The organism is Pseudomonas sp. EL_65y_Pfl2_R95 (assembly GCF_963971045.1).
In the GTDB taxonomy this organism is placed as follows: Bacteria; Pseudomonadota; Gammaproteobacteria; order Pseudomonadales; family Pseudomonadaceae; genus Aquipseudomonas.
The window spans coordinates 1,409,573-1,436,560 of sequence record NZ_CAXAOV010000001.1 but is presented as its reverse complement, the minus strand read 5'-3'; the positions used below and the strand labels follow the sequence as shown (position 1 = coordinate 1,436,560).

At 55.7% G+C, this 26,988-nt stretch carries 24 protein-coding genes; 8 read left to right on the top strand and 16 right to left on the bottom strand.

Annotation, left to right across the window (positions count from 1 at the left end):
• The first annotated feature begins 59 nt into the window (after window positions 1-59).
• The 4 genes from AACY09_RS06780 (at window position 60) to speA (ending at window position 4,430) form a co-directional block, all read left to right on the top strand.
• Entirely contained in the window at window positions 60-1,127 is a 1,068-nt protein-coding gene (locus AACY09_RS06780) for a DUF2333 family protein (RefSeq protein WP_339486783.1), read from the top strand.
• A gap of 3 nt (window positions 1,128-1,130) precedes the next feature.
• Window positions 1,131-1,682 carry an NUDIX hydrolase gene (locus AACY09_RS06775; RefSeq protein WP_339486782.1) on the top strand — a complete coding sequence of 184 codons (552 nt, stop codon included), beginning with the start codon at window positions 1,131-1,133 and terminating at the stop codon, window positions 1,680-1,682.
• Window positions 1,683-2,005: 323 nt separating this feature from the next.
• Window positions 2,006-2,377, top strand: coding sequence for a translation initiation factor Sui1 (locus AACY09_RS06770; RefSeq protein WP_339486781.1), 372 nt, complete (start codon window positions 2,006-2,008; stop codon window positions 2,375-2,377).
• A gap of 139 nt (window positions 2,378-2,516) precedes the next feature.
• Window positions 2,517-4,430, top strand: coding sequence for an arginine decarboxylase (gene speA, locus AACY09_RS06765; protein ID WP_339486780.1), 1,914 nt, complete (start codon window positions 2,517-2,519; stop codon window positions 4,428-4,430).
• A 473-nt stretch (window positions 4,431-4,903) separates the two neighbouring features.
• Here the strand turns inward: speA and AACY09_RS06760 are convergent, their stop codons facing one another.
• The 4 genes from AACY09_RS06760 to AACY09_RS06745 form a co-directional block, all read right to left on the bottom strand.
• Window positions 4,904-5,623, bottom strand: coding sequence for a Type 1 glutamine amidotransferase-like domain-containing protein (locus AACY09_RS06760; protein WP_339486778.1), 720 nt, complete (start codon window positions 5,621-5,623; stop codon window positions 4,904-4,906).
• A 125-nt stretch (window positions 5,624-5,748) separates the two neighbouring features.
• On the bottom strand, window positions 5,749-6,207 hold the full coding sequence (locus tag AACY09_RS06755; RefSeq protein WP_339486777.1) for a DUF2214 family protein: 459 nt from the start codon (window positions 6,205-6,207) through the stop codon (window positions 5,749-5,751).
• Window positions 6,208-6,234: 27 nt separating this feature from the next.
• The gene (locus tag AACY09_RS06750) at window positions 6,235-7,287 is read right to left on the bottom strand and encodes a sensor domain-containing diguanylate cyclase (protein ID WP_339486776.1); all 1,053 of its coding nucleotides are present in this window, start codon (window positions 7,285-7,287) and stop codon (window positions 6,235-6,237) included.
• 25 nt (window positions 7,288-7,312) lie between these two features.
• Window positions 7,313-8,575, bottom strand: a complete 1,263-nt coding sequence (locus tag AACY09_RS06745) for an MATE family efflux transporter (protein WP_445323777.1) — start codon at window positions 8,573-8,575, stop codon at window positions 7,313-7,315.
• A 347-nt stretch (window positions 8,576-8,922) separates the two neighbouring features.
• On the opposite strand from AACY09_RS06745, the gene AACY09_RS06740 reads away from it, so the two are divergent.
• The 3 genes from AACY09_RS06740 to AACY09_RS06730 all read left to right on the top strand — a co-directional run bounded on the left by AACY09_RS06740 (window position 8,923) and on the right by AACY09_RS06730 (window position 12,023).
• Window positions 8,923-9,687 (top strand): FadR/GntR family transcriptional regulator, encoded by a 765-nt coding sequence (locus tag AACY09_RS06740; protein ID WP_339486775.1) that lies wholly within the window; start codon window positions 8,923-8,925, stop codon window positions 9,685-9,687.
• Between the two features lie 18 nt (window positions 9,688-9,705).
• Window positions 9,706-10,731 (top strand): LacI family DNA-binding transcriptional regulator, encoded by a 1,026-nt coding sequence (locus AACY09_RS06735; RefSeq protein WP_339486774.1) that lies wholly within the window; start codon window positions 9,706-9,708, stop codon window positions 10,729-10,731.
• Between the two features lie 134 nt (window positions 10,732-10,865).
• Complete coding sequence (locus AACY09_RS06730; RefSeq protein ID WP_339486773.1) at window positions 10,866-12,023, top strand: L-talarate/galactarate dehydratase; 1,158 nt, start codon at window positions 10,866-10,868, stop codon at window positions 12,021-12,023.
• On the opposite strand, the gene AACY09_RS06725 is transcribed toward AACY09_RS06730, so the two are convergent.
• From AACY09_RS06725 to AACY09_RS06705, 5 genes are all read right to left on the bottom strand, one after another.
• Window positions 12,020-12,928: a LysR family transcriptional regulator gene (locus AACY09_RS06725; RefSeq protein WP_339486772.1), complete on the bottom strand. Its 909-nt coding sequence runs from the start codon at window positions 12,926-12,928 to the stop codon at window positions 12,020-12,022. The two genes, AACY09_RS06730 and AACY09_RS06725, sit on opposite strands and share 4 nt — an antisense overlap.
• Window positions 12,929-13,202: 274 nt before the next feature.
• Complete coding sequence (locus tag AACY09_RS06720) at window positions 13,203-14,723, bottom strand: tripartite tricarboxylate transporter permease (protein WP_339486770.1); 1,521 nt, start codon at window positions 14,721-14,723, stop codon at window positions 13,203-13,205.
• Window positions 14,724-14,734: 11 nt separating this feature from the next.
• Window positions 14,735-15,220 carry a tripartite tricarboxylate transporter TctB family protein gene (locus AACY09_RS06715; RefSeq protein ID WP_339486769.1) on the bottom strand — a complete coding sequence of 162 codons (486 nt, stop codon included), beginning with the start codon at window positions 15,218-15,220 and terminating at the stop codon, window positions 14,735-14,737.
• A gap of 62 nt (window positions 15,221-15,282) precedes the next feature.
• Window positions 15,283-16,266, bottom strand: coding sequence for a tripartite tricarboxylate transporter substrate binding protein (locus AACY09_RS06710; protein ID WP_339486768.1), 984 nt, complete (start codon window positions 16,264-16,266; stop codon window positions 15,283-15,285).
• 32 nt (window positions 16,267-16,298) lie between these two features.
• A complete protein-coding gene (locus AACY09_RS06705; RefSeq protein ID WP_339486767.1) occupies window positions 16,299-17,690 on the bottom strand; it encodes an enolase C-terminal domain-like protein in 1,392 nt (463 codons plus the stop codon).
• Window positions 17,691-18,085: 395 nt separating this feature from the next.
• On the opposite strand from AACY09_RS06705, the gene kdgD reads away from it, so the two are divergent.
• Window positions 18,086-18,997 carry a 5-dehydro-4-deoxyglucarate dehydratase gene (gene kdgD, locus AACY09_RS06700; RefSeq protein WP_339486766.1) on the top strand — a complete coding sequence of 304 codons (912 nt, stop codon included), beginning with the start codon at window positions 18,086-18,088 and terminating at the stop codon, window positions 18,995-18,997.
• A 456-nt stretch (window positions 18,998-19,453) separates the two neighbouring features.
• Here kdgD and AACY09_RS06695 read toward each other — a convergent pair whose 3' ends face one another.
• From AACY09_RS06695 to AACY09_RS06665, 7 genes are all read right to left on the bottom strand, one after another.
• Window positions 19,454-20,695 (bottom strand): OprD family porin, encoded by a 1,242-nt coding sequence (locus AACY09_RS06695; RefSeq protein ID WP_339486765.1) that lies wholly within the window; start codon window positions 20,693-20,695, stop codon window positions 19,454-19,456.
• A gap of 551 nt (window positions 20,696-21,246) precedes the next feature.
• Entirely contained in the window at window positions 21,247-22,155 is a 909-nt protein-coding gene (locus AACY09_RS06690) for an aldose 1-epimerase (RefSeq protein WP_339486764.1), read from the bottom strand.
• A 44-nt stretch (window positions 22,156-22,199) separates the two neighbouring features.
• Complete coding sequence (locus AACY09_RS06685; protein ID WP_339486763.1) at window positions 22,200-23,111, bottom strand: EamA family transporter; 912 nt, start codon at window positions 23,109-23,111, stop codon at window positions 22,200-22,202.
• 70 nt (window positions 23,112-23,181) lie between these two features.
• Window positions 23,182-24,462: a TRAP transporter large permease gene (locus tag AACY09_RS06680; protein WP_339486762.1), complete on the bottom strand. Its 1,281-nt coding sequence runs from the start codon at window positions 24,460-24,462 to the stop codon at window positions 23,182-23,184.
• Window positions 24,462-24,992, bottom strand: coding sequence for a TRAP transporter small permease (locus AACY09_RS06675; RefSeq protein WP_339486760.1), 531 nt, complete (start codon window positions 24,990-24,992; stop codon window positions 24,462-24,464). Before AACY09_RS06675 ends, AACY09_RS06680 begins: the two co-directional genes overlap by 1 nt.
• 66 nt (window positions 24,993-25,058) lie before the next feature.
• Window positions 25,059-26,030, bottom strand: a complete 972-nt coding sequence (locus tag AACY09_RS06670) for a TRAP transporter substrate-binding protein (RefSeq protein ID WP_339486759.1) — start codon at window positions 26,028-26,030, stop codon at window positions 25,059-25,061.
• Window positions 26,031-26,093: 63 nt separating this feature from the next.
• Window positions 26,094-26,975, bottom strand: a complete 882-nt coding sequence (locus tag AACY09_RS06665) for an SMP-30/gluconolactonase/LRE family protein (protein ID WP_339486758.1) — start codon at window positions 26,973-26,975, stop codon at window positions 26,094-26,096.
• Window positions 26,976-26,988 lie beyond the last annotated feature (13 nt).

Genomic DNA, 26,988 nt, shown 5'->3' with positions numbered 1-26,988 from the left:
GCAACCCTTGCCTGAGGTTGCGGTCGAACTACCGAATGCCGTAATAGAAGGACATTGCCATGCTGGATTGGAAGAAACGCACAACTGGCACGCGTGACAGCGTCGACGATTCAGTCGGCAACGTACGCAGTTATTTTCGTGGAGGCTGGGTGACCAAGATATTTGGCACACTGCTCTGCATCTATCTGTTGGTCGCGCTGGTTATTGGCTGGTACTGGAGCCAGGAGCCGGATCAATTCTCGGTTCAGCAGCATGCCGAGTCCGCCGCGCAGAACGCCCAGCGGCAGATGGTCAACGGCTACACCACAGTCGAAACCCTTAAATATGTAGCCACTACCTTGCTCAATAAACCCGGTGGCTACTTGTCCAACGACCTCGCGCCTCCGGGCCTGTGGCTGGACAACATGCCAAGCTGGGAGCTGGGTGTACTGGTCCAGGTGCGTGATTTGTCGAGGGCCATGCGTAAGGATTTCTCCCGCTCGCAGTCGCAGTCGACCGAAGACGTTGACTTGGCCAAGGCCGAGCCTCGCTTCAACTTCGACAACAAAAGCTGGGCACTTCCTGCGTCCGAGTCTGAATACCGCGAAGGTATCAAGTCCCTGGACCGTTACCTCGCACGTTTGTCGGGCGACGGTAAGCCTGCTGCCCAGTTCTACACCCGTGCTGACAACCTCAACAACTGGTTGGGCGATGCCGCAACTCGCTTGGGTTCGTTGTCGCAACGCTTGTCGGCGAGTGTCGGTCAGGTCCGCCTGAACACTGAGGTCAAGAATGAACTGGTAGCGGCTGGTGAGGCTGTCAAGGTCGATGAGAACGCCTACGAAACGCCGTGGATGCAGATCGACAACGTGTTCTATGAAGCTCGTGGTCAGGCGTGGGCGCTTGCTCAGTTCTTGCGCGCGGTTGAAGTCGACTTTGCCGACGTACTGGCCAAGAAGAACGCCACAGTGAGTGTGCGTCAGATCATCCGTGAACTGGAAGCTGCACAAGAGCCAATGTGGAGCCCGATGATTCTCAACGGCAGCGGTTATGGTCTGCTGGCTAACCACTCGCTGGTCATGGCCAACTACATCTCACGCGCCAATGCCGGGATCATCGACCTGCGTCAACTGTTGTCGCAGGGTTAAAGGATGCCTATCTCGCAAGCCGAGGCCGACCATCGTGCGGCCTCAGACGCGGAGCGAATCGCCTGGGTTGATGAGCAAGACTGTCAACTCGGGGCGTTGCCTCGCGCCGAACTGCGAGCGCGCGGGCTCATTGGTCGTGCGACCTTTATCCTGCTGTTCAATTCTGCCGGCTTGCTCTGTGTGCATCGCCGTACGCTGAGCAAGGCGCTGTATCCCGGTTATTGGGACGTGGCGGTTGGCGGTATGGTTATGGCCGATGAAAGCTACTGCGAGTCGGCGGCCCGTGAGCTGCAAGAAGAACTGGGCATTGGCGGCGTCATATTGCGTGAGTGCCAGCGCTTCTTTTTTGATCAAGCGGACAGCCGTTTATGGTGCGCCGTGTTTACCGCGGTTTCTGATGCGCCACTGATTTTGCAGCCCGAAGAAGTGCTCGAAGCGCGGTTTATGACGGTGCAGGAAGCCTTGGCGGAGGCCAGCGTTAAAGACTACTGCCCCGATTCACTGCAAGCCTTGCGCGCCTACCTTGAGATACAGGCTGAGCACGGCGCGGTCTGAGTCATTTTTCTGTGCGGTGGCCGTAAGTGTTCAGAATATGCCAGCAGACTGTCCATGATTTTGAACCTGTGCGGGTCAAAGTTGCGACATCAACCCTCAAGCAGGCTGTGTGAGCCTGCATGGCGTATTTTTATGCTTAGCAACGGCCAATTTTCTCGTTACACTGCGCGCCCTTTAAGCCATACCCCTTGGGGTGTGGTGCGCTGCCCCTGCCAGAGTGGGGCTTCGCGGTTGACGTTTGTCAGCCTATCGCTTTCAAACCTGTTGCGCTGTGGCTACTTTGTCACCCCAGCATGTTTCTGACCTGCCAAAGAGGAAAGCCGGTGGTCAAGAAAGCCTCGTCATTTGCCGCATTAAGCGGTTTGGTGTATTCCACGGATACTGGCCGGCATTGCCCGGACTGCAGTCAGCCGGTGGACGCCTGCATCTGCAAAAAAAACCTGATTCCCGAAGGTGACGGCATTGCCCGGGTGCGCCGTGAGACCAAAGGCCGTGGCGGCAAAACAGTGACCACAATCTCGGGAGTGGCCTTGCCGGAGGAACCGCTGAAAGAGCTCGCGAGTGCGCTTAAAAAGCGTTGCGGTTGTGGCGGTTCGCTTAAAGATGGGGTCATTGAGATTCAGGGCGATCACGTCGATCTGCTGCTCGAGGAACTCATAAAGCGCGGTTTCAAAGCGAAGAAATCCGGTGGCTAAGCTGTAGCGGCTACGTGGGTTTTTCTAAACTTCCTCGCTGGATTGCCAGTCAACTACTGAGCAATCGTCATTTTCAGACTTTAATCTGTACTAGCACTGGCTTAGCCAGGGCTATTTATTGCAACTAAGGGAGACATCAATGTCTGCACGACGCACACGTAAAGATGACGGCAGCCAATGGACCGTTGCGGACAGTCGCAGCGTTTACGGCATTCGCCATTGGGGCGCGGGTTATTTCGCGATCAATGACAGCGGCCGCGTGGAAGTGCGTCCAAATGGTCCAGACAGCACCCCAATTGACCTTTATCAGCAAGTCGACGAGTTGCGCGCCAGCGGCCTTAGCTTGCCATTGCTGGTGCGTTTTCCAGATATTCTGCAAGACCGCGTGCGCCAATTGACCGGTGCATTCGACGCCAACATCGAGCGTCTGGAATACCAGAGCAAATACATGGCGCTGTACCCGATCAAGGTGAACCAGCAAGAAGCCGTGGTTGAGAACATCATCGCCACCAAGGATGTCGCCATTGGCCTTGAAGCGGGTTCGAAGCCTGAGCTGTTGGCAGTGCTCGCATTAGCACCCAAGGGTGGCACCATCGTTTGTAACGGCTACAAGGATCGCGAATTCATCAGGCTGGCATTGATGGGCCAGAAGCTCGGTCACAATGTATTTATCGTGATCGAAAAAGAATCCGAAGTTCAGCTGGTGATCGATGAAGCGGCTGAGTTGAAAGTGGCGCCGCAGATTGGTCTGCGGGTGCGCTTGTCGTCACTGGCATCGTCGAAGTGGGCTGATACCGGTGGCGAGAAATCCAAGTTTGGCTTGTCCGCTGCGCAGTTGCTCTCGGTGGTTGAGCGCTTTCGTGCGGCCAAGCTGGATCAGGGCATCCGTTTGCTGCATTTCCATATGGGCTCGCAGATCGCCAATCTGGCCGATTATCAACACGGCTTTAAGGAAGCGATTCGTTATTACGGCGAATTGCGTGGCCTCGGCCTGCCGGTTGATCACATCGACGTGGGCGGTGGTCTGGGTGTTGACTACGATGGCACGCATTCGCGTAACGCCAGCTCGATCAACTACGACATGGACGATTACGCCGGCGTAGTGGTTGGCATGCTCAAGGAGTTCTGCGATGAGCAGGAGCTGCCTCATCCGAATATTTTCTCGGAAAGTGGCCGCTCTCTGACGGCACACCACGCCATGCTCGTAGTGCAAGTCACAGACGTGGAAAAGCACAACGACGAAGTGCCGGTCATCGAAGACCGCGAAAGCCTGCCAGAAACGGTTGGCTACTTGGCCGACCTGCTGGCCCCGACTGATTTCGAAATGGCCACTGAAACCTACTGGCGCGCCACCCATTACATGAGTGACGTAGCCCGCCAATACGCCGAAGGCAAGATCAGCCTGGTCGAAAAAGCCCTGGCTGAGCAGTGCTACTTCGCTGTGTGCCGTCGCCTGTACAACTCGATGAAGGCGCGTCAGCGTTCCCATCGCCAAGTGCTCGATGAACTCAACGACAAGCTGGCCGACAAATACATCTGCAACTTCTCGGTATTCCAGAGCTTGCCGGACACCTGGGCGATTGGCCAGGTGCTGCCGATTCTGCCGCTCAATCGTCTTGAAGAAGAGCCTTTGCGCCGCGCCGTACTGCAGGATCTGACCTGCGACTCCGACGGTAAAATCCGTCAGTACGTTGATGAACAAAGCATCGAAAGCAGCTTGCCCGTTCACGAAGTGCGTGAAGGTGAAGACTACCTCTTGGGGATCTTCCTGGTGGGGGCTTATCAGGAAATTCTCGGGGATATGCACAACCTGTTCGGTGATACCGATTCGGTGAACATCTACCAGAATCCGGATGGCAGTGTTTACCACGCCGGTATCGAAACCCACGACACCATCGAAGACATGCTGCGCTATGTGCATCTTTCTCCCGAAGAGCTGATGACCCACTACCGCGACAAAGTCGCCAGCGCCAATATTACCGCACGCGAGCGCACCACCTACCTCGATGCGCTTCGTTTAGGTTTGACTCGGTCTTCATACCTGTCGTCGTAACCTCACGCAGATCAACAAAACCGGCTTAGTGCCGGTTTTGTTGTTTAAGCGTTTGGGGTTTAGCGGGCGCCTGCCGCATCAACGCAGTGCGGTGTTAGCGCTTGCTTTATAGAGCTGAACTCAGTGCGCGACCGTATGACTGCCGAGGCAGGTGATTACGCTTGGTCGAACTACCTTGAGCGCAATAGGACAAAATACTGGTAGCGGTTTGCTTGATGCTGATCCCTGCTTTTTCAGTGTTGGGTTGTGATCACCTAGAGCGTCGCGAGCGCTATAAAGCCATGCTGAAGCAAAGCGATTTCACTGATGTAATCAACGCTGATGCGTAACGCACTTCAGCGCGGGCAGCTAACAGGTAACCAGCGATCTATTGATGAAATCGAGCAGATTGCAGGGTCACGAATATGCTACTCCTGAAATAGGTTTACACCTATGTAACCTGCCTCCTTCTTACCATCGCTTACCTAGAGTGTTCACAGCGGTAGCCTATCCCCAGAAGAGAATCGATCAACACGTACCTCACCGAACTGCTCTGAGTATATGTAGGCGTAAGCATTCGGAAGTGAGGTTAGAACGCGAGCGACCCCATTCTCCCAAAAAATCGCGGCACCATTGTCGCAGGCAATCGATCTCTCTCTAGAGGCGCGAACCAGATTCAGTAGAGGTTCATGCCGTTGCTCTTTGTCGAGATGCGGGCAGAAAACGCCTGCCACAAACCCCAGTGCCTCTAATCGCTTCAGGCTCCAGCTTGTACCTTCGCTTGCGGTAAACCGATCCGAATCGCTAAGCCCCGCGTCATACCAGCAGATCGCTCCTGCACTTAGACCAGAGAGGACTGTGCCATTCTGTGCAGCCTGGCGCAGAGCAACATCAATGCCGTAGTCTCGCCAGATTGAGAGCATCTTCTGTGTATTCCCTCCACCGATGTACACAAGGTCAGCACTTAGAATCTGCTGCATGGCATCTTGCTGGGAAAAATTTGATTTCGTAGCGAGGAGAAAATCAACCTTACACCCAAGGCGTTCGCCATAGATGTTTTGAAAAGTCCTGCAGTACCCATCTGCATCCCCGCTTGCTGTGGGAATAAAGAGAGCTTTAGGTTTAGCTTTTCCTGTCTGCTGGCAGATAAAGTAATCTAGCTCAAGTGTTTCTAGTTCGCTAATCTCGCCACCACCAATTGTTATAATTTTCACGCTCTCGGCCTTAGTTCAGGAATGCATCACGGCGCTCAGCGATCAACGTTTGCCATGCCAAGCAATCAACATATTCCGCTCCCAAACGTGCTGGAGTAAATGGTGTGGCGCTACGCATTGACGCGCTAACTACCCATCACCCCAAAACCGCGCGCCATCAATGTGGCAAGTAACGGGATAATCAGCAGGAGCAGCAATTCCAGGCGGATGGTCAGGGTGATCATAAATGCCTGGCGGCGGGTGATGATGGGGGGTTGGCCTGCCTGTAGCGTGTTGCGCCAGTTGAGGTAAACATAAGTGGGATACACCGAGAGCAGGCCAACCAGAATAAACAGGCCGACTTTAGTATGGAACACCGAATTGGACAGGTAGTAATGCCACCCTTTGCCGTACCAGATCACCCGGATTAAACCGGTGAGCAAGACCAAACCGGCGCATATGCCATAAGCCAAATCGGTGACAATCAGGCGCCGAGCCTGGGCTATGTCCAGCTCGGCGCGGAACATCACATGCTCAATGCTGAGCAGTGCGAATAAGCCAAAAATCGACAGGTAGTGCAGGTAAGCCGCTATTGCCTCGCCCATAGTATTTCCTTGCTGGTTGCGCAGTGGTTAACACGATGCATCAGGTTTTAGCCGGTCGGCAATTTCGACCCGGTCGCGACCTTTGTTTTTGGCTTGGTAGAGGGCGCGGTCTGCACGTTTCATCGCCTCATGGCCAGTCTCGCTCTCGCAGGTCAGGGCGCAGCCAATACTGATGGTCAACGGCAGTTCGGTTTGCTCAAGGGTGAAGTGGCTGTCGCCGACTTTGCTGCGGATACGTTCGGCTATTTGCTCCAGCTCATGCACGTCGTTGACTAGAGTCAGGACCACAAATTCTTCACCGCCATTGCGGGTAACGATGTCATTGGGGCGTACCGCGGCAGCGATTCTGCGTGCGGTTTGCCACAACACTTGATCACCCGCGTCATGGCCATGGGTGTCGTTGACTTGCTTGAAGCGGTCGAGGTCACAGAACAGCACACCCAGATAAGCGCCTCGGTCGTGGGCTGTCTGTTGTTCCAGCGCGAGGAAGTGCTCCAGGCCTGCACGGTTCCACAATTGGGTGAGTGGGTCGAGCATGGCTTTGCGTTGTTCGCGGCTTAAGGCTGCGCGCAGCTGTTCAGTCTGGTGGCTGACGCGGCGTAATTTCAGATAACCCTCAGCAAGCGTGGCCATGTCTTTGAGCAACTGCATTTCACTGAGGCTGAGTTGTTTGGGGCTTGAGTCAATCAGGCACAAAGTGCCCAGTGCCTGGCCTTCATCGGAGAACAGCGGCTGGCCTGCATAGAAGCGAACGTAAGGGTTGTCTGTGACCAGTGGATTGTCGTTGAAGCGTGGGTCGCTGTGGGCGTCGTTGACGACAAACATATCCGGGCTTTTGATTGCCTGATCGCAGAATGAAATGCTGCGTGGCGTTTCGGCCACATCCAGGCCAATGCGCGATTTGAACCACTGGCGATTACGGTCGACCAAGCTCACCAACACCGTTTGCACCGAGAACAGGTCGCGCACGACCCGCACTATAGTGTCCAAATACGGGTCGGCTGGGGTGTCCAGCAGCTCTTGGTCGTCTAAGGCTGCTTGGCGCTGGGTTTCGCTTTCAGGCAGTTTGAGGCTCAGCATGTTCGGGTTGCGCTCTCTTTGGTATTCACCAACGGTTGTGCTGGTTCATGTGATAAGCATAGGCGCTTAGGCTGATACCGCGTATGGCCATAAAGCACAGAAACGCGATCCACAGTCCGTGGTTGCCAAAACCTTGAAGCAGCCAGCCCACGGGCAAACTTATAGCGACCGCAACAAGCATAGCGTTGCGCATCTCCTTGGCGCGTGTTGCGCCAATGAAAAGTCCGTCCAGTAAATAGCTCCATACTGCGATCAGTGGCAATAGTGCTAAATACGGCAAGTAGATATAGGCGGTTTCCCGGACTGAGGGGATAGTGGTTTGCAGTTGGATGAACCAATCGCCGGCCAGCCAGAAGAACAGGGCGAATAACAGGCTGGCGACTAACGACCAGCCCGTTGCCACAATCAAGCTGCGACGCAGGGCGTTGCGATCCTTTGCGCCCAGGGCGTGACCACAGAGTGCTTCGACGGCATGCGCCAGGCCGTCCAATGCATGGGCGGTAAGCAGCAAACCATTCAACAACAGGGCATTGGCAGCAACGGTTGCATCGCCCAGGCGGGTGCCTTGTACGGTAATCAGAAAGAACACCAACTGCAGCCCCAAGGTGCGAATGAATATATCGCGGTTGACTGCCAGCAGAGGGCGCCAGCTTAGCCAGCGACGCAGCACCTGCCAGTTGACTGTGCCAGCGTATGGGCGCAGCGCTTTGCGGGCCAGCCACAGGCCAAGCAGGGCACCGGTCCACTCTGCTGCGACCGAGGCCCACGCTGCACCGCTAACGCCCCATTGCAGGCCGAGAACCAGGAAGAGGTCGAGCCCGACATTCAATAAATTAGTGGTCAGCAATATTGCCAGTGGGCCGCGGGCATTCTGCGTGCCCAGTAACCAGCCAATTAATGTGTAGGTCGCAAGTGCTGCTGGCAGGCCAAACAGGCGTATCTGGAAATAATCGCGGGCCAGTTGATTAAGCTCCGCCGAGGGTTGCATCAAGCTCAGGGCGATATGGCTAAAAGGCAACGCCAGCACAATCAGCAATACAGCCAGGATGCCGGCGAGCAGCAGGCCCTGACAGAGCACTTGGCGCAAGGCACTGCCATCCTCGCGGCCAGCCGCTTGTGCGGCAAAACCGGTGGTGCCCATGCGCAGAAAACCCATGGCCCAGGTCAGCAAAGTGTACAGCGTACCGCCCACGGCCACGGCGGCTAATTGGTAAGCGTGTGGCAGGTGGCCGACGACGGCACTGTCGACCAAGGCAACCATGGGCACTGAAACATTGGACAAGATCATGGGTGCAGCCAACGCCCACACGCGTTTATGAGTGGGGCGGTGATGCCATGCTTCGATTAAATACTGGATCAAGTTGGCGACGCCTGAATGCAAATTGGGCAAGCATGGCAGGCCGTGGCAGAAAGTTAAATGCACAAGGCGCGCATCAGCATGCAAGCGGGCTGATCAGCCAACACTGCTTAAGGACGGGACATTGCAGGCCAAGCTGGCGGCGCTGCTGGCCCTGAGCCACCCGAACTTTTGATTATTTATCTGGACGACATGGCAATTTGCTTGCGTTGAGGGTCATGTTGTCATACAACTATTGGGTTATGATGTATACATAATTACCACAGGCCTGAAGATTCATGCTCAACCAAAGCAATCCACAGCTTCCACGTCGTAAGCACCGAAGCCTCGCTCAAGAGCTCGTTGCTGAGCTGTCGCAACGTATTCGCGATGGCGAAATAAAGCGCGGAGAAAAGCTGCCTACTGAGTCGGCCATCATGGCCGCGCAAGGTGTGAGTCGCACGGTGGTGCGTGAGGCGCTTTCGCGATTGCAAGCCTCTGGCCTGGTTGAGACGCGTCATGGCATCGGCACCTTTGTCATTGATGTGCCGACCGCCAATGGTTTTCGGATTGATCCGGCCACCATCGTGACCTTGCGTGACGTGCTGAATATTCTGGAGTTGCGGATCAGCCTTGAAGTCGAGTCCGCAGGTCTGGCTGCGCAACGCCGTAGTCCAGAGCAATTGCAAGCAATGCGCGCCGCCTTGGATGCCCTCAAAGACAGCGTCGCACACGCCAGCGATGCGGTCGCTTCTGATTTCCAGTTCCACGTGGCTATTTCCGAAGCTACGGGCAATCGCTACTTCACCGACATCATGAGCCACATGGGTACCAATATCATTCCGCGTACACGGGTGAATTCGGCGACCCTGGCCCATGATGACAAAGGCCTCTATATGGCGCGCCTCGAGCGTGAGCATGAGCAGATCTTCGAGGCCATTGAGCGTCAGGATGCTGAAGCCGCCCGCGCCGCCATGCGTTTGCACCTGACTAACAGCCGCGAACGTTTGCGTCAGGCCCACGAGCAAGCCGAGACCGAAGCGCTGCAACCTGCTGCGTTGTAAAACAAGTGGTGTGGCTTGATGAGCCGTAAGCCCGCCGTCCTTGGTCCTGACGGCACACCCACTTTGATCGATGTGGCGCGCGTCGCCGGCGTTTCGCCGATTACTGTGTCGCGTGCGTTGGGGCGTCCTGAAGTAGTTGCAGCCAAGACGCGTCAGCGGGTGCTTGATGCTGTGCGGATTACTGGCTACGTGCCCAATCTGGCGGCGGGTGCGTTGGCTTCGAGCCGCAGCCGTTTGGTGGCGATTATGCTGCCAACCATCGCTAATTCAATTTTCTCCGATACCGTGCAAGCGCTCACCGAGCGACTGGCGCAAGCAGGCTACCAAACCCTGCTTGGTCTCACCGGTTACGACCCAGCGCAGGAAGAGGCGTTGCTGAGCGCGCTGTTGGGGCGTCGTCCGGACGGTATTGTGCTCACAGGTACCGAACACACCCCTGACAGTCGTCAATGCTTGGCGCGAGTGGGGATTCCAGTGGTCGAAGCTTGGGATCTTTGCGAACACCCGCTGGACATGCTGGTGGGTTTTTCTCATGAAGCGGTTGGACGCGCCGTGGCCACTTACCTACTGGATAAAGGGTATAGGCGTGTTTCCGTTGTCACCCTCGATGATCCACGTGGTATCCGGCGCAGTGAGAGCCTCGCTCAAGCATTGGCTGAGCAGCCTGGGGTTGTGGTGGCGATTGAGCGCTTACCTGTTCCGGCAACGCTCGCCACTGGCCGCGAAGGGCTGAGTCGATTGCTCGCCAGTGGCAAGGCCGGTGATGTGGTGGTATGCAGTTCCGACACCATTGCCCAGGGCGTGCTGGCCGAGGCCGCAAGCCGCCAGTTGGTGGTGCCCACAGAGCTGGCGGTGATGGGCTTTGGTGATTTATCCAGCGCGGCCCATATGCATCCACCGCTCTCAACTGTGCGGGTGGACGGCTTGCGTATTGGTCGCTCGATTGCCGAGGCATTGCTGGCGCGGTTTGCTAATCCGTCCATGGCGCGCACGCCCTTGCGTTTGGATACGGGCTTCGAAGTGATTGAGCGCAGCACCACGTAAATCTATTTTTTTGTGTGTTGAATGATTGCGCAATCATCTTAGAATCAAAAGGGCTGTGTCTTTCCCGAAGCCTTGTACTTGGGCTGTGATCGCCAAATTACAGGCTCTATTGATTCGATGAAGTGGAGACCCCAATGAACCAACAGCCTGCTATGACTTGCGCCGACGACGACCGTATTGCCTGGCTCCGTCTACGCTCTGTGGCCCTGCCACTGGCTAACCCGATCAGTGATGCGAAAGTCCTGACCGGTCGACAAAAGCCAATGACTGAAATCGCCATCCTGATTGCCGAGATCCAGACCCGCGATGGGCATCAGGGTATGGGGTTTAGCTATTCCAAGCGCGGTGGGGGCCCTGGCCAGTTTGCTCATGCAGTGGAAATTGCGCCGAACCTGGTGGGTGAAAATCCAAGCGATATCGCCAAGCTCTGGGACAAGCTGTGCTGGGCCGGTGCATCAGTCGGGCGCAGTGGTCTGGCGACTCAAGCCATTGGTGCGTTTGACGTGGCACTGTGGGACCTCAAGGCCCGCCGCTCGGGTCTATCGCTGGCGCGTTTGCTTGGCGCTCAGCGTGATTCGGTGCGCTGCTACAACACCTCTGGTGGCTTTCTGCACACCCCGTTGGAGCAATTGTTGAAAAACACGGATATATCCCGTGAGCAGGGCATTGGTGGTATCAAGCTTAAGGTCGGCCAGCCCGATTCCGCGCTGGATCTGCACCGCGTTGCCACCGTGCGCAAGCACCTGGGCGAGTCATTTCCCTTGATGGTTGATGCAAACCAGCAGTGGGACCGGCCAACTGCGCGGCGTATGTGTCGCCGGCTTGAAGACTTCCAGTTGGTCTGGATCGAAGAGCCGTTGGATTGCTACGACGCCGAAGGTCATGCCGATCTGGTGCGCCAGTTCGATACGCCAATCGCCACCGGTGAAATGCTCACCAGCCCGGCCGAACATTGGGAGTTTATTCGTCAGCGCGCCGCAGATTATCTAATGCCCGATGCACCACGGGTGGGCGGCATTACGCCTTACCTGCGCGTACAGACACTGGCCGAGCAGGCGGGTATGACACTGGCACCGCACTTCGCTATGGAGTTGCATGTGCATCTGGCGGCAACCCACACACGGGAGCCTTGGGTCGAGCACTTTGAATGGTTGGAGCCGCTATTTGAGGAGCGTCTGGAAACCCGCGACGGTCGTATGCTGGTGCCAACTCGTCCGGGGCTCGGCTTGACGCTGAGTGAGCAAGTTGCGGGTTGGACAGTGCAGCAGGCCGAGGTCGGTCAGCGACCTTAATCCAGTTCGCTGAGCACACTTTTCTCCAGGCTCGCGGCGTCAAGTAAGGCTTGCCTTACCGCCGCGCAGGCTGGGTTGTCATCGTCATCACGGCAAACTATGTGCAGTGTGCTGTGTATGCCACTCGGCAACGCGATGGGCTTGAAACAGAGGTTTTCCTGGCGCAGACGTGAGGCGCTGTAGGGCACCAGGGCCAACCCCATGCCAGCATTGACCAGCGACAGAATCGTCAAGGTCGAGCTAAGTTTCTGCACCACCCGAGGTTGGATATGGTGAGCGCGAATCAAGCCATTGATCAGCTCAGTGAAGGGTTGCCACGACGAAAGAATGAAGGGCTGAGCGTCAAGGTCTTTGACCTCTATCAACGCCTGTCGAGCCAAGGGATGCTGGCGCGGAACGGCCAGCACGAATGGCTCTTGCAGTAGGTTCACGCTGGATATTCCAGGCTGTGTCATCGGCGTGCGCACTATGCCTATATCAATGCGCCTGGCCAGCAATGCTTCTTGTTGCTCGAAGCTAGTCATTTCCTGTAACGCCACTTCGATCTCCGGCAAACGCTCGCGCAGCTCGTTGAGTGCACGCGGCAGCAAGCTATAAACCGCGTTGGCAACAAAGCTCAGGGCTACAGCGCCACTGTCGCCAGCGGCGATGCGACGGGCTGCCTGAGTGGCGCGTTCGGCATGCTCTAGCAGGCTGCTGGCTTCAATCAGAAAAGCCCTGCCCGCTGCGGTCAAGCTGACTGTGCGGGTGGTGCGCGTGAACAGGCTGACGCCAAGTTGATACTCAAGCAAATGAATTTGCCGACTCAGGGGTGGCTGAGTCATGTTCAGCTGTTGCGCTGCTCGGCGAAAGTTGAGTTCGGTGGCAACCATGATGAAACAGCGCAGCTGGGCAAGTTCAAACATTGATTTAATTCGAGTATCAATTGGAAGTTTAATTAGAATAGACGTTATCAATGCGTGACGTCATGCTGTTTATCAATCATGCGCACAACGAGAGATTGCGATGCCCCTTCACATGAATGCAAAGGACTCAATTGCCCGAGTTTGGTCGTGTTCATTCAGGGTGTTGTGGGTTCACACCTTAGGTTATGCCCAGGCCCACAGCGGCTATCGGCGTGGGCCATGGGCAATAAAAAAAGCCAGCCACAAGGGCTGGCCTTCCATCGCTACCGGCTCATCAGGTGCGCAGGATTTCGTTGATCACGCTCTTCTTCGGGCGAATCGCGCTGACCAGTTGCCAGATCACAAAGGCCAATGCCAGGCCAAGGAACGCTGCCGAAATCGGGTTGGTGAGGAAGCTGCTGAAGTTGCCATCAGACATCATCAAACCGCGACGCAGATTGGTTTCGGCCATCGGGCCAAGAATAAAGCCGATGATGAACGGCGCCGGTGGAATGCCTGCTTTGACAAAGGCGTAACCGAGTACACCAAACACCAGAATCGACCAGACGTCGAACAGGCGACTGCTCAGGCCGAAGGCACCAACCACACAGAGTACCAAGATGATTGGCAGCAGGATGTGCTTAGGAATATCCAGCAGTTTGATGAAGATGCGCAGGCCATAGAATTCCATGAACAGCATCAGTACGGTCGACACCAGCAAGGCCGCAAAAATGGTGTAAACCAGCGGGCCTTGGGTGATGAACAGCAATGGACCCGGTTGAATGCCGTGGATCAGGAAACCGCCGAGCAAGATCGCGGTTACCGTGTCACCGGGAATGCCGAGAGTCATGAGGGGCAACATTGCACCTCCGATGCCGGCATTGTTGGCGGTTTCACTGGCAACTACGCCGCCCATGTTGCCTTTGCCATAGCTGTCCGGATCTTTCGCGCGTTTTTTCGAAATGATGTAAGACACCAGATTCGAAGTGCCCGCCCCGATGCCCGGCAGAATACCGATGCCCAGACCGATCAAGCCGGAGCGAGTGGCATTGGGGATCTGTTCGCGAAATTCGGCCATCGAGAAGCCAAAGCCCTTGATGTTTTTCATGCTGACCGATTTGGCCTTTTCACCGGTTGGCGTACGGCCTCGCTCAGCAACCTTGATGATTTCAGCTACAGCGAACATGCCGATCATTACGGTGAGCATGGCGAAACCGCCATTGAGTTCGGCAAAGTCAAAGGTGAAGCGGCGAATCGCTTCAACCGGGGCAATACCCACAGTAGAAACAGCAAAGCCCAATGCACCAGCGAACAAGCCTTTGACCATGGAGCCGGCAGAGAGCGTGGCAATCAGGGTCAAGGAGAATACGGCGATGGCGAAGTATTCTTGTGGGCCGAAACGCAAAGCAACCTTGGCCAGTTGCGGCGCCAGAAACATCAGCGCGATAACGCTGAATATGGTGCCCAGAAACGAGAAAACGATACCGACACCCAGCGCTTTGACGCCTTCACCTTTCTCCATCATCGGGCCGCCGTCGAACACCGTGGCAATGGAGGAGGGGGTTCCCGGAATCTTCAACAATATGGCTGATATCAAACCGCCGGAAGTTGCACCGATAAACAACGCCACCAGCAGTGATAAGCCTGCATGGGGGCCCATAGTGAAGGTCAGTGGCAAGCACAGGGCAACGGCCATGGTTGCCGACAGGCCTGGTACAGCGCCGAAGACGATACCAACGGCAACGCCGACGATCATCAACAGCATAATGTGGATCGAGAAAACAGCGCCGAAGCCTTGCTGCAGTAAGTCGAGCATGATCGATTCTCCTAGAAGCCAAGCAGGCCGGATGGCAGCAGCAGGTCGAAGGCCTCACGGAACAGCGTGTACACCACCGCAGACGTGATCAGCGCAATCAGCACGTAGACCACGTGGTTGACCTTTTGGTTGACGGGGGTGAGTACGATGAACTGCAGGTACAGATAAACCGCGGTCATGATCGGAAAACCAACGCTTTTCAGCAGCGCGATGTAACCGACGATCAACGCCAGAGTTTTGACAACTGCTTTTACGTCCAGCGGCTCGCTTGGGGTTTCTTCGGGTGCGTGTGAACCTTGCTCGGTTTGCGGCATTTTTACCGCTGCGAGCAGGTGCAGTGCGCCAAGCATGCACAGCAAAGTCGAAAGCAGATAAGGGACGAAGGTTGCATCAATACCGCTATGGTGAGGCAACTGGGTCGTCATCAGCAGGTAACCAATGCCGACAGCCAGCATGCAGCCGGCAATCGCCAGCTCACTTTTCTTGTTTGTAGCCATCATTAACCTCTGGGGATGCTTGCATGGCATAGGCCGGCCAACTGGCCGGCCCGGGCCTTACATCATTTGGACTGGCGCAGAGCATCCTTGTACTGCATGAAGTCTTCGCGGGTCTTTTTCAAGGTCGCGATAGCTTCTTCGGTGTTGTAGTAGGCAACAGGTTGTTTGAATGATTTTTTCAACTCTTCTGCGTACTCAGGTTTTTCCGTGATTTGCTTCATGATATCGGCCATCTTTTTCACGATCGCCGGATCAGTGCCTTTTGGAAAGGCAACCACATAAGGCTTGTCGATAGTGAAGTCGACGCCCTGTTCCTTGAAGGTTTTTACATCGCCCAACAGGTCATTGCGTTCAGCGTTCGGCTGGCCAAGCGCATACATCTGGCCGCCTTTAATATAGTCCTGAACTGAACCGTAGCTGATAGCGCCCAGATCCATACGGCCGCCGAGTAAGGAAACCACCTTCTCCGACACCGTGCCCGCATCGATCATTTTCAGCTTAACCCCAGCCAACTGCTCGAACATCAGGCCTTGGATGTGTGAGAAGCTGCCAATCTCGGTGCCATAGGCAATGGTGTTTGGGTTAGCTTTGGCCTTTTCGATCAGGTCTTGCAGGGTTTTCAACCCAGACTGTTCGCTGGAAACAAAGATGGCGCCTTTATCTACACCAGCGATGCAGGAAATATCGAACGCGTCATAGCTGTCTTTCGACAGGCCAGCCACTTCGTTAACAATCAACTGACCCGTGTGGGTAAACAGGATGGTGTTGCCATCTGCTGCAGCGCCTTTGACCTGCTCGGCAGCCAAGGTACCACCGCCGCCTGCGACGTTGGTGACGACCATACTTTTGCCGGTAATTTCACTAAAGTACTTGGCCATCATGCGGGCGTTGAAGTCGGTGTCACCGCCTGGGTTAGCAATTACCACCACTTGTACTGGACGGCTTGGCCAGCTGGCTGCGTCGGCTGCAAACGCATTGGTTTGGCTGCCTAAAACGCCCATCGCAATCATTGCTGACATTAGGGAGGCACGGATTGTTTTTTTCATTGGAGTTCTCCGAGTTATTGAAGGGACGCGTCTTAGCGAGCGCGACCTAGGCTTGGACGTTTCGGGTCGTATTGCCAGCCCGCAACGAGGTACTGCATTGCCATGGCATCGTCACGCGCGCCAGTGGCGACCCGCTTATAGAGTTCATGGGCTTGTTGTATACGGTCCAGATCAGGCTCGATACCTAATCCAGGACGTTGTGGCACCTGAACCTTGCCGCCGATGATCTGCAGTGGTTCGCGGGTCAGGCGTTCCTGGCCTTCTTGCCAGACCCAGTGGGTGTCAATAGCCGTGATGCGCCCCGGTACAGCGGCAGCGACATGGGTGAACATGGCCAGCGAGATATCGAAGTGATTATTCGAATGTGAGCCCCAGGTCAGGCCGAACTCTGCACAGACTTGACCCAGTCGAACAGCGCCCTGCATGGTCCAGAAGTGCGGGTCGGCCAAGGGAATATCGACTGCTTCGAGGCGCAGCGAGTGGCCCATTTGCCGCCAGTCGGTGGCAATCATATTAGTGGCCGTGGCGATGCCTGTGGCGCGCTTGAATTCGGCCATGACTTCACGACCTGAATAACCATTCTCTGGACCGCATGGATCTTCGGCGTAAGCCAGCAAATGGTTTTGCCCTTTGCACAGCGCTATTGCTTCATCCAGCGACCAAGCGCCGTTGGGGTCCAATGTGACGCGCGCTTGGGGGAAGCGGGACTTGATCGCGGCGACGGCAGCCATTTCTTCGCTGCCGTTCATCACGCCGCCCTTGAGCTTGAAATCACTGAAGCCGTAACGGGCTGCAGCGGACTCAGCCTGGAGCGCGATAGCTTCTGGGGTCATCGCCGCGCTGTGACGGTTCCGGTACCAGTCATCACCGCCGCCCTTTACATAAGGCAGGTCGGTTTTGCTGCTATCGCCGATATAAAACAGGTAAGCCAGCATTGGCACGCTGTCGCGCTGTTGGCCAGAGCCAAGCAATTCAGCAACAGGGACATTTAAGTACTGGCCAAGCAGATCGAGGAGGGCGGCTTCAACTGCGGTGATGACGTTATCCAGGCGCAGATTGATTTCATGGGGCTGGCGCAGCACTGCAGCTTCCGCTTCAGACGTCACTTGGTGAGCGATAGTCTGCGGGCCGTCGGCCTTGCCTGAAAGTGCATGCTGCAGGCTGCGAAGCACCCGGTTGTAGGCGCCGATGGGTTGGCCCTCAACCAGGCTGCGAACACGCTCCAGTGCTTGGCGAATACCTTCACCGCCAGGCACCTCGCCGATGCCCATATTGCCTGCGTTGTCCTTGAGTAAGACCAAGTTGCGGGTGAAGTAAGGGGCATGCGCACCGCAAAGGTTGAGCAGCATGCTGTCTTGGCCGGCGACCGGAATCACCTGCATGCTGGTTATTGTCGGGGTCTGATGCATTCCTGATTGACCCATTACAGCGCTTTCCGTGGGCTGTTTAGCCGCTGTAGCGATGAGTTCAGGTGACCCCGTAAAGAGGGTGTGTCCTGAGTATGCTTAGGAATCGCAGGCATAGTTGGATTCTCATATTTGTTTTTATTGGTGTAGTTATGCGTCGTCGTACGACATGACAAATTTGTACCAATCACAGCCAGCGCTGTCAACGATCTTGTGTTCTCTAATGATGCATGGCTGTCTTCAGCTGCGCTTTTATGTAGCAGGGTTGCCCATGCTAGACAGGGTCATGTCTTAATTTGTAGCGTTTTAGACCTAGGTCGAATGAAAGGGGGTAGTCTTTTTAATAGTTGTACGATAACGTATCACTTCAGCTGAAGCTGCTTAACAATCTCAACCGTCCAGGGTGTTCAACAATGAATCCACAAGAACTAAAGTCCATCCTCTCTTCCGGGCTGCTGTCTTTTCCGGTGACTGACTTCGATGCTGCCGGTAATTTCCGCGCCGACACCTATGCACGCCGCCTGGAATGGTTATCGCCATACGGTGCGAGCGCGCTGTTTGCTGCAGGCGGTACAGGCGAGTTTTTCTCGCTCGCCCCTGATGAATATTCATCCGTGATTAAAACCGCAGTCGACACCTGTGATGGCGGCGTGCCAATTCTGGCCGGTGTCGGTGGTCCGACCCGTCTCGCGATTCAATACGCTCAAGAGGCTGAGCGTTTGGGCGCTAAAGGTCTGCTGCTGCTGCCGCATTACCTGACCGAAGCCAGCCAGGAAGGCGTCGCTGCCCATGTCGAACAAGTGTGCAAGTCAGTCAAAATTGGCGTGGTGGTATACAACCGCAATGTCTGCCGCCTGAATGCCACGTTGCTTGAACAATTGGCTGAGCGCTGCCCGAACCTGATCGGCTACAAGGATGGCCTGGGCGATATCGAGTTGATGGTGTCGATTCGTCGCCGCCTCGGTGATCGCTTCAGCTATCTGGGTGGCTTGCCGACTGCTGAGGTCTACGCGGCAGCCTACAAAGCGCTGGGCGTGCCGGTTTATTCTTCGGCTGTGTTTAATTTCCTGCCGAAGATGGCGATGGATTTCTACCACGCCATCGCCCGGGAAGACCAGGCTGCCGTTGGCAAGATCATTGATGACTTCTTCCTGCCTTACTTGGAGCTGCGCAACCGCCGTGCAGGTTATGCGGTCAGCATCGTTAAGGCGGGTGCCAAGATTGCCGGTTATGACGCCGGTCCGGTGCGCGCGCCGTTGACTGATCTGCTGCCAGCCGAATATGAGCAGCTTGCTGAATTGATGAAGGCGCAAGGCCCGCAATAATCTGACCAGAAGCATCTGCACCACCGCTGAGCCGTTCTGGCTCAGCGTCGTTTAGCCAAGCTTTCCAGCATTCCTGTCGTGCGGCAGCGCGATCACTTCTGACACTACTCAATACCCCGATGTGAGTGCCCGCCATGGTGCGCTCAACAAACAACTTTTCGGTGTTAATGGTGGCGGAAAAAGCGTCCACCACCCTAGGTTAGCGTTAGCCACGGATGCGAATTTGCGGGTACCGATGCTGGCGTAGGGTGCGTCAACGCGAAGCTTGGCCACCCTCATCCACGCGTACACCGAAGTATTTGAAGGAGCGCCAATATTCCGAACATAGGTGAGCGCAATGGTGGATGAGAAAGGCGTCATTCACCCTGCCGAGCGAGGGTTATTCCGAGGGGAAAGGCATAAAAAAGCCCGCCTTAAGGCGGGCAAAGTGCGATGAAGGAGGTCACATCGTTGCGATTACAGAACCGACAGCGGGTAGTTGAAGATCAGGCGGTTTTCGTCGAATTCGCTGGTGCTGTAATCACGACGAATCGAGCTGTTGCGCCATTTCATGGAAAGGGCTTTAAAGGTCCCGCTTTGTACTACGTAGGCCAGTTCGGTTTCGCGGCCCCACTCTTTGCCGTCGTCAGTGGTTGCAGTTTTGATGTTGTCACCACTGATGTAGCGGTTCATCAGCGTCATGCCTGGAAGGCCAACACCTGCAAAGTTGTAGTCATAACGTAGCTGCCAAGAACGTTCTTTGGCGTTGTCGTAGCTTGAGTTGTAGCTATCGTTGGCCAGGGTGCCGCCACTGGTGCCGTTAACGCGCATCCACTTGTCGTCGCCACTGACTTTCTGCAAGCCAACATAGAAAGCGTGTGAACCCACTTTGGCAGAGAACAAACCAGAAGCGGTTTTGTTGTCCAGTTCGCCGGCGCGTTTGCTGCCGTCTTCGCTACCCCAGAAGTAGCCAAGGTTGGCACCAAGGAGCCAGTCACCCACGGTTTGAGTGTGCACCAGATTGACGAACTGCTGGCTGTACACGTCTTCTAGCTCTGCGTTCCACAGGCTGAAAACCGTGCGGTCTTTGTTGAAGGTGAATTCACCGCCGACAAAGTTGAAGCGATCTGACTCGGCGCCGTTGAAGCTCATGTCTTCCATGCTGGCGTTGTCACGGGTGCTGTTCTGACGGAACTGGCCGCCGTATAGCGTCAGGCCGTCGATTTCCTTGGAGGTGAGCTGGGCACCCTGGAAGGTTTGTGGCAGTGAGCGGCCGTCATCGGAGCGTAAGATTGGCAATACCGCAAACCATTCGCCCACTTTCAGTTCGGTCTTGGAGATGCGAGCCTTGGCGGCTGCGGCTACACGGCCGTAGTCGTCAGCCGGGCGGCCATCGTCGTGTACGGGCAACAGGCCGGTGCCGGCGGTACCGCGACCACCGTCCAGCTTGATGGCTTCCATGGCCAATACATCGAGGCCGAAACCAACAGTGCCTTCAGTGAAGCCTGAACGGGCGTCAAGCATAAAGCTCTGAGTCCATTCTTCGGCCTTGCCTTGCGGGTAGCCAGGGTTGGTGAAGTTACGGTTGATGTAGAAATTACGTAGGCCAAAACTGACCTTGGCATCATCTACAAAGCCTGCGGCATGGCTGCTCAGGGGCAGGGCAGATGCAGCAATGGCGGTGGCGACAGCGAGTGGAAGAAGCTTGCGTGGACTCATTATTATTTTGCTCCATGTGGAGTTGTTTCTGTTCCCAGGAATAACGCGTGGCCATCAGGAGTCACGACGGTATGCCCTGGGGCGGGATAAAGAGGAATGCCTGATGTTTAAAGCGCCAGCGTCAGGCATGAGCTCGCGGCTGTGGAGTAGGTACAGGGTCGCTGCGAGGCAATGGGCAAGCGATTAGAACGGCGAGTCGGCGTCATGGTGTGACCTGTTCTGTTTATTATTATTGTTATACGTCGTCGTACAACGGCTGAATTATTTGCAAACTGATTTGTTCTTGTCAATGCCTACTTTTGGCTGATATGGCCAAATTGACTTTCTTGTTTTTAGTGCTATCTGAGCATTTTCAGGCACTTTTTGCCGATTTTAGGCTGAATTAATCCTGTGGCGATAATTCCTTGAATTAACCAGTTCGGGCGAGGCGAGGTGATTTTTAAAACTTTAGTTGTAGGACGTCATTTATTGTTATTTCCCGGTTCAGGGGCCATCCATTCCCCGTTTTTTATAGGCGAGCGTCCTCTCGCACGGATCATTTCGGTCATTTTCTACACGTCAGCTTTGCCTTGAACGGCCTGCTCAACCTCTGCCAATGGTTGATAGTGCAAGCTCAATTGCAACTCGGTTGACTGCCCCTGCTGCAGTAAGCGCAGACCGGGTTTGCCGGGCAAGTGGTGGGCATTGATTGGGTGACTGACCGGCTCGAAGCAGAAGAAATCACCGCCCACCGGGCAGAAAAGCAAAAAGTAATCGGCACCACTGACATGACAGGCAAGTTGATAGCCGGCGTCTGCTTGCGTGATCAGGCACTTACCGTCCCAGTTCGTGAAGGCATGGTCTACCAAGTTGTCGGGCAGCGGTTTTAAGTGGTTGAAGTTCCAGTCCTGCGGTAGTGCGCACTCGCTGTTCGGCAGTTTGTCGTCAGTAGCCTTCCAGACAGTTTGCGCAGAGGCGCACAGGCGCGTCTGCGCTGTGCGGGGCAGGTAAGGATGTAACCCGAGACCGTGCCATGCGGCTTTCGTGTCCAGGTGGGTCACACGCATGCGCAGGATCAGTTGGCCCTCGCATAATTCAATGAACTGCTCGGCCCGGTAGGCAAAGGGGGCGCTGCTGGTCAGGCTTAGGTGGGCGTGGCTGCTGCTGTGCTCTTCAACGTGCCAGGCCTGTTGCCACGCGCTGCCATGAATCGGGCAGCGGTCATGGTCGGTGTTTGCGGTGAGCGCCAGCCAACCGTCCGGACATTCGAAGCCGCCTTCGGCAATTCGGTTCGACCAGGGCGCGAGCGGGTAGCAAGCCAAACGCCGGGGCGAACCACTGGCAAGCGCCTGTTCATCACTGAGGCGTAGCAGTGGCTGGTGAGTGTCTTTAGTCACCCAGTTGGCGATACTGCCGCCCACCGCTGGCATCAGGCTGAGGCGGGTTAAGCGGTCTTCTAGCTGCAGCACTGCGTTCGACATGGCGAATAACTCAGTCAGGATGCCGGAATGGAACGGCTTACGGATCAGGGCTGCTTGCTGATGGCGAGTAGCACAACGCCGCAGACAACGATAAGTCCGCCCGCGATCTGCATGCCGTTGAGCAGTTGGTCGAGGATCAACCAGCCAAACAGCAACCCGGCCACCGGCTCAATGTTCATCACCGGCGCGTTGCGAGTAATGTCCAGGCGGCTGACGAAAACGAATAATGCCGAGAAGGCCATTCCGTAGAGCAGCACTAGACAGGCTAAAGCGATCCAGCCGGTTGGTGCAGAAGGGAGGTCCATCCCGCCAGGCAAGATCCCGCTGGCACCGAGAATGGCAGTTGTAACGAACACAACCGCCAAGGTCAGCATGCTGCGTACTGTGCCGGGTAGCGGCGCCAGGCGGTGCGCAGTTATCCATAAGGCACAGGCAAATACTGCTGCGCCGGTCGCGCTGAACAGCACGCCCTCAACCCAGCTGGTATCTACATCGGTCTGGTTGGCCAACTGGGCCGGCACGTTTAGCGCCAGCACCAGGCCAAACAAAATCATGCCCATCAAGAAGGTTGCGCGCCGCGTGGGCGGTGGGCCACCCAGTGCCCAGCTGAGCAAGGCAAGAAAGATCGGTGCCAGGTTCACCACCAAAAGCGCCAGCGCGACCGGAATCCTCATCACCGCCGAATAGATGCAGAAGCTTTGCACTGCAATCAACAAACCGAGCAGCAGTTGCCAGCCCCACGTCTGTCGACTCAAGCGCAGCATCTCGCCGCGATAGGCGACCAGAGCCGCCAGTACCACCAGTGTCACGCCGGCACGGCAAAGCATGGCGAGCAGCAGGCCGGTGTCGTGGTCGAAAGCGATACGCGCAGCAATGTGATTGCCGGCGAACGAGCACGCCAGTGCGACCAGAATGATTACGGCAATGTGGCGTGGCAGTGGTGCTGTGGCAGACATTGGCAGTTGAATTCCTTGGCAATTAAATGAAAACGCCGCCATAGAGGCGGCGCTCCCAATGTGCAGCGCCTTACAGTAGAACGCTTGGTAACCAAAGTGAAATGGCTGGGATGTAGGTGACCGCCATCAGCACCATCAGCAATGCGCAGTAGAACGGCAGCAGCGCTTTGACTGTGTTCTCAATGGTGACCTTGCCAACGGCTGCGCCCACAAATAGCACTGCGCCAACAGGTGGTGTGATCAGGCCGATACCCAAATTGACTAGCATGATCATGCCAAAATGCACTGGGTCAATCCCCAGATTAGTGATCACAGGCAGCAAGATTGGGGTCAGGATCAGGATCAGCGGCGCCATGTCCATCAACGTGCCCAGCACCAGCAACATGGCATTGATGCACATCAGAATTACATAACGGTTATCCGACAGCGTCAGGAATGCCGTGGTGATTTTTGCCGGGATCTGCATCAGGGTCATGATGTAGCCGAAGCTGGCGGCGAACGCGATCAGCACCATTACAATCGACAGCGTACGCACCGTTCGATGCATCAGCTTGGGCAGGTCGCGCCACTTGTAATCACGGTAAATAAACATGGTGACGAAGAACGCCCAGACCACTGCGATTGCCGCTGATTCAGTCGCGGTGAATACACCGCTGAGGATGCCGCCGAGAATGATGAACATGGTCATCAATCCCCACAGCGCCTCGACACAAATTTTCAGCGCCTGCTTGAGCGGGATCACTTCGCCTTTAGGGTAATTGCGACGTCTGGCGAACATCAGGCACATGCCCATCATTACGCAGGTCAGCAAAATGCCCGGGCCAATCCCGGCGATGAACAGTGCAGAGATCGAAACCGTACCGCCAGCTGCCAGTGAGTACAGCACCGAGTTATGGCTCGGCGGCGTTAGCAGCGCTTGCACCGAACCACTGACGGTTACGGCTGTGGAAAATTCACGGGGATACCCCTTGCGCGCCATCTCTGGAATCAACACCGAACCAACCGATGCCGTATCGGCAACCGATGAGCCTGAAATCGCACCAAAGAATGCCGATGCCATGATGTTGACCAGAGACAAACCGCCGCGCACGAAACCCACCAGCACACTGGCGAATGCAACCAATCGGCGTGACATGCCGCCTTCAGCCATGATCGCGCCAGCGAGGACGAAAAATGGAATGGCCAACAGCGAGAATTTGTTGACGCCGCCTGCGACCTGAATCATCACTGCATGAAACGGAATGCCGATCCAGAAGGCGCCAGCCAGCGCCGACAAACCGAGGGCATAAGCCACGGGCATGCGCAGAATAATCAGCAGTATAAAACTGCCCAGTAGAATAAAAGCGTCCATTACGACAGGGCCTCGCTGGTTTCTTCTAATTCTTCGTAATTGACTGCGCGACGGTGGCTTTGGTCGCCGTAGAACAGGCGTTCAACAATAAAGATGAGGGATAAGGCGCCGCCAATAGGAATCGGCGAGTAACACAGGCCAACCCGCAGATCAGGCAGAGATGGGTTGAACTGATGCCAGGTCGCAACGCACAGCTTGATGCCCCAGATCAGCATAAACAGGCAGATGGTTGCCATTAGCAGTTGAACCAGTATTTCTATATAGCGCTGCATCGACTGCGGCATGCGATCGGTGACCATGGTCACAGCCATGTGTGCACCGGCGCGGTAGCTTGCTGCGGCGCCAATGAAGGTGAACAGCACCATCAATAAAATCGCCACAGGCTCAGGCCAGCTTGAGCCACTGCCGAGTACATAACGGGTGAAAATGCCCCAAGGAATAATCAGGGCCATGGTTGCCACGGACAAACCGGCAATCCAAATGCAGCTGGTGTATATCACGTCGTTAACGCGTAACAGGGTGTTCTTCATTAACTTCACCACAGGGCCTTGGGGCAGCTTTGCGCTGCCGCCAAGGACTTTATAGAGAGTAGGTCGTTACTTGACGTCAGCGATACGCTTCATCAGATCGGCGTATTGCGCGCCGTATTTTTCACGGACCGGAGCGGTGGCATCGAAGAAGGCTTTTTTGTCGACGGTAATGAATTCAACGCCATCGGCTTTAAGCTTTTCTTCGCTGGCTGCAGACTTGGCATCCCACAACTTGCGCTCTTCAAACTGAGCTTCCTTGGCAACTTTTTTCACCAGCGCTTGTTGATCGGCGCTTAGCGAGTTCCAGGTTTCCTTGGACATCACAATCGGCTCAGGCAGGATCAGGTGGCCAGTCAAGGTGTAGTACTTGGCGTTCTTATAGTGGTTGTGCTCGAGCATGGTTGGCGGGTTGTTTTCGGCACCGTCAATTACCCCGGTTTGCAAGGCGCTGTAGATTTCGCCGGTGTCCATGGCAATGCCGTTAGCCCCCATGGATGTCATCATGTCGACAAACAGTGGGTTGCCCATTACCCGAATCTTCATGCCTTTCAGGTCTTCGATCTTGCGCACGGGTTTTTTGGTGTAGAGGTTACGGGTGCCGCCGTCCATCCAGGCCAGAGCGACCAGGTTGAATTCTGAATTGGTGATTTTGTCGAGGATTTCCTGACCGATCTCACCGTCGATGACTTTGCGCATGTGCTCTTTGTCGCGGAACACGAATGGCATGTTGAACACGTTTACATCTGGCACAACCGGGCCAACGATGCCAAGGCTGACGCGGGTCATTTGAATGGCGCCGATTTGAGTCTGCTCAACCACTTCTTTTTCAGAACCGAGCACACCGCCTGAGAACATCTTGAAGGTGATGTCGCCCTTGCTGGCTTCTTCGAGTTTCTTGCCCATCGTCTCCTCAGCCACTACGGTTGGGTAGCCTGCTGGGTGGATCTCGGCGAATTTGATTTCCAGTGCGTTGGCCGCGCCAGAAAGGCAAAAGACCAAGGGGAGTGCAGCGGTGAGCAACTTGCGTTTGAAATTCATTTGAATCTCCAGTCTTGTTGTTTTTGAGTGCAGCGTTGCGAACAGTGTTGAACAGCGGGTAGATCAGCCGCGAAACATGGGCTCAGGCAGCCCCTTGGTTCCCGGTTGAAGAGCGAACACACCACCTGCCAGCGGTTGATCAGACAGATCACCGTCGGGGCGAATGGAGGTCACGAATAAAGTGCTCAGGTCGGTGCCGCCGAAGGCGCACATCGTCGGTTTTTTAACCGGCACGGCCAGTGAGCGGTCAAGGCGTCCATCGGGGGTGAACCGATGAATCAGTCCGGCGTCGTTGCCGCAAATCCAATAGCAACCGTCTTGATCGACAGCTGCGCCATCGGGCCGTCCGGCGAACGCGTTCATATCAACGAACACCCGACGGTTGTGTGCTGTGCCGCTGTCGATGTCGTAATCAAATGCCCAGATCAGTTGCACGTCGGGATGAGAGTCGGACAAATAAAGGGTGCGACCGTCCGGACTGAAGCCCAGTCCATTGGGCACGATAAAGTTATCAAGCTGCTTGGAAAGCTGGCCATCGGCAAAACGATACAGCGCACCGACCGATGCGCCGGCTGCCATGTCCAGAAGCATGCTGCCCGCCCAGAACCGGCCTTGGCGATCGCAGCGGCCATCGTTAAAGCGCATGCCAGATTGTCCATGCTCAACACCCGCCAGCAGCTGCGTTTGCAAGCTGCCATCGAGTTGAGGCTTTAACTCGAAGATGCCGCTTTGCATGGCACCAATCCAGCCTTGACCATCAGCACGGCAAGCGATGCATGCCAGCATTTCATCAGCTTGCCAGCTTTGTGCCTGGGCATTGGCGGCTTGCCAGCTGTGCAGGCGGCGAGCTGGAATGTCGACCCAGTACAGCGATTGTTCCTGGATGTTCCAGACCGGGCTTTCGCCAACGGTATTACGAGCGTCGAGTATCAATTCGGCTTGCATGGCAGCGTCTCTG

Coding starts and splice junctions, on each gene's coding strand:
- speA (WP_339486780.1), top strand. CDS start 2,517: ATGTCTGCACGACGCACACGTAAAGATGACGGCAGCCAATGGACCGTT.
- AACY09_RS06685 (WP_339486763.1), bottom strand. CDS start 23,111: ATGTCTGCCACAGCACCACTGCCACGCCACATTGCCGTAATCATTCTG.
- AACY09_RS06750 (WP_339486776.1), bottom strand. CDS start 7,287: ATGCTGAGCCTCAAACTGCCTGAAAGCGAAACCCAGCGCCAAGCAGCC.
- AACY09_RS06745 (WP_445323777.1), bottom strand. CDS start 8,575: ATGATCTTGTCCAATGTTTCAGTGCCCATGGTTGCCTTGGTCGACAGT.
- AACY09_RS06730 (WP_339486773.1), top strand. CDS start 10,866: ATGAACCAACAGCCTGCTATGACTTGCGCCGACGACGACCGTATTGCC.
- AACY09_RS06710 (WP_339486768.1), bottom strand. CDS start 16,266: ATGAAAAAAACAATCCGTGCCTCCCTAATGTCAGCAATGATTGCGATG.
- AACY09_RS06740 (WP_339486775.1), top strand. CDS start 8,923: ATGCTCAACCAAAGCAATCCACAGCTTCCACGTCGTAAGCACCGAAGC.
- AACY09_RS06775 (WP_339486782.1), top strand. CDS start 1,131: ATGCCTATCTCGCAAGCCGAGGCCGACCATCGTGCGGCCTCAGACGCG.
- AACY09_RS06780 (WP_339486783.1), top strand. CDS start 60: ATGCTGGATTGGAAGAAACGCACAACTGGCACGCGTGACAGCGTCGAC.
- AACY09_RS06690 (WP_339486764.1), bottom strand. CDS start 22,155: ATGTCGAACGCAGTGCTGCAGCTAGAAGACCGCTTAACCCGCCTCAGC.
- AACY09_RS06695 (WP_339486765.1), bottom strand. CDS start 20,695: ATGAGTCCACGCAAGCTTCTTCCACTCGCTGTCGCCACCGCCATTGCT.
- AACY09_RS06705 (WP_339486767.1), bottom strand. CDS start 17,690: ATGGGTCAATCAGGAATGCATCAGACCCCGACAATAACCAGCATGCAG.
- AACY09_RS06665 (WP_339486758.1), bottom strand. CDS start 26,975: ATGCAAGCCGAATTGATACTCGACGCTCGTAATACCGTTGGCGAAAGC.
- AACY09_RS06715 (WP_339486769.1), bottom strand. CDS start 15,220: ATGGCTACAAACAAGAAAAGTGAGCTGGCGATTGCCGGCTGCATGCTG.
- AACY09_RS06725 (WP_339486772.1), bottom strand. CDS start 12,928: ATGTTTGAACTTGCCCAGCTGCGCTGTTTCATCATGGTTGCCACCGAA.
- AACY09_RS06675 (WP_339486760.1), bottom strand. CDS start 24,992: ATGAAGAACACCCTGTTACGCGTTAACGACGTGATATACACCAGCTGC.
- kdgD (WP_339486766.1), top strand. CDS start 18,086: ATGAATCCACAAGAACTAAAGTCCATCCTCTCTTCCGGGCTGCTGTCT.
- AACY09_RS06755 (WP_339486777.1), bottom strand. CDS start 6,207: ATGGGCGAGGCAATAGCGGCTTACCTGCACTACCTGTCGATTTTTGGC.
- AACY09_RS06735 (WP_339486774.1), top strand. CDS start 9,706: ATGAGCCGTAAGCCCGCCGTCCTTGGTCCTGACGGCACACCCACTTTG.
- AACY09_RS06670 (WP_339486759.1), bottom strand. CDS start 26,030: ATGAATTTCAAACGCAAGTTGCTCACCGCTGCACTCCCCTTGGTCTTT.
- AACY09_RS06720 (WP_339486770.1), bottom strand. CDS start 14,723: ATGCTCGACTTACTGCAGCAAGGCTTCGGCGCTGTTTTCTCGATCCAC.
- AACY09_RS06680 (WP_339486762.1), bottom strand. CDS start 24,462: ATGGACGCTTTTATTCTACTGGGCAGTTTTATACTGCTGATTATTCTG.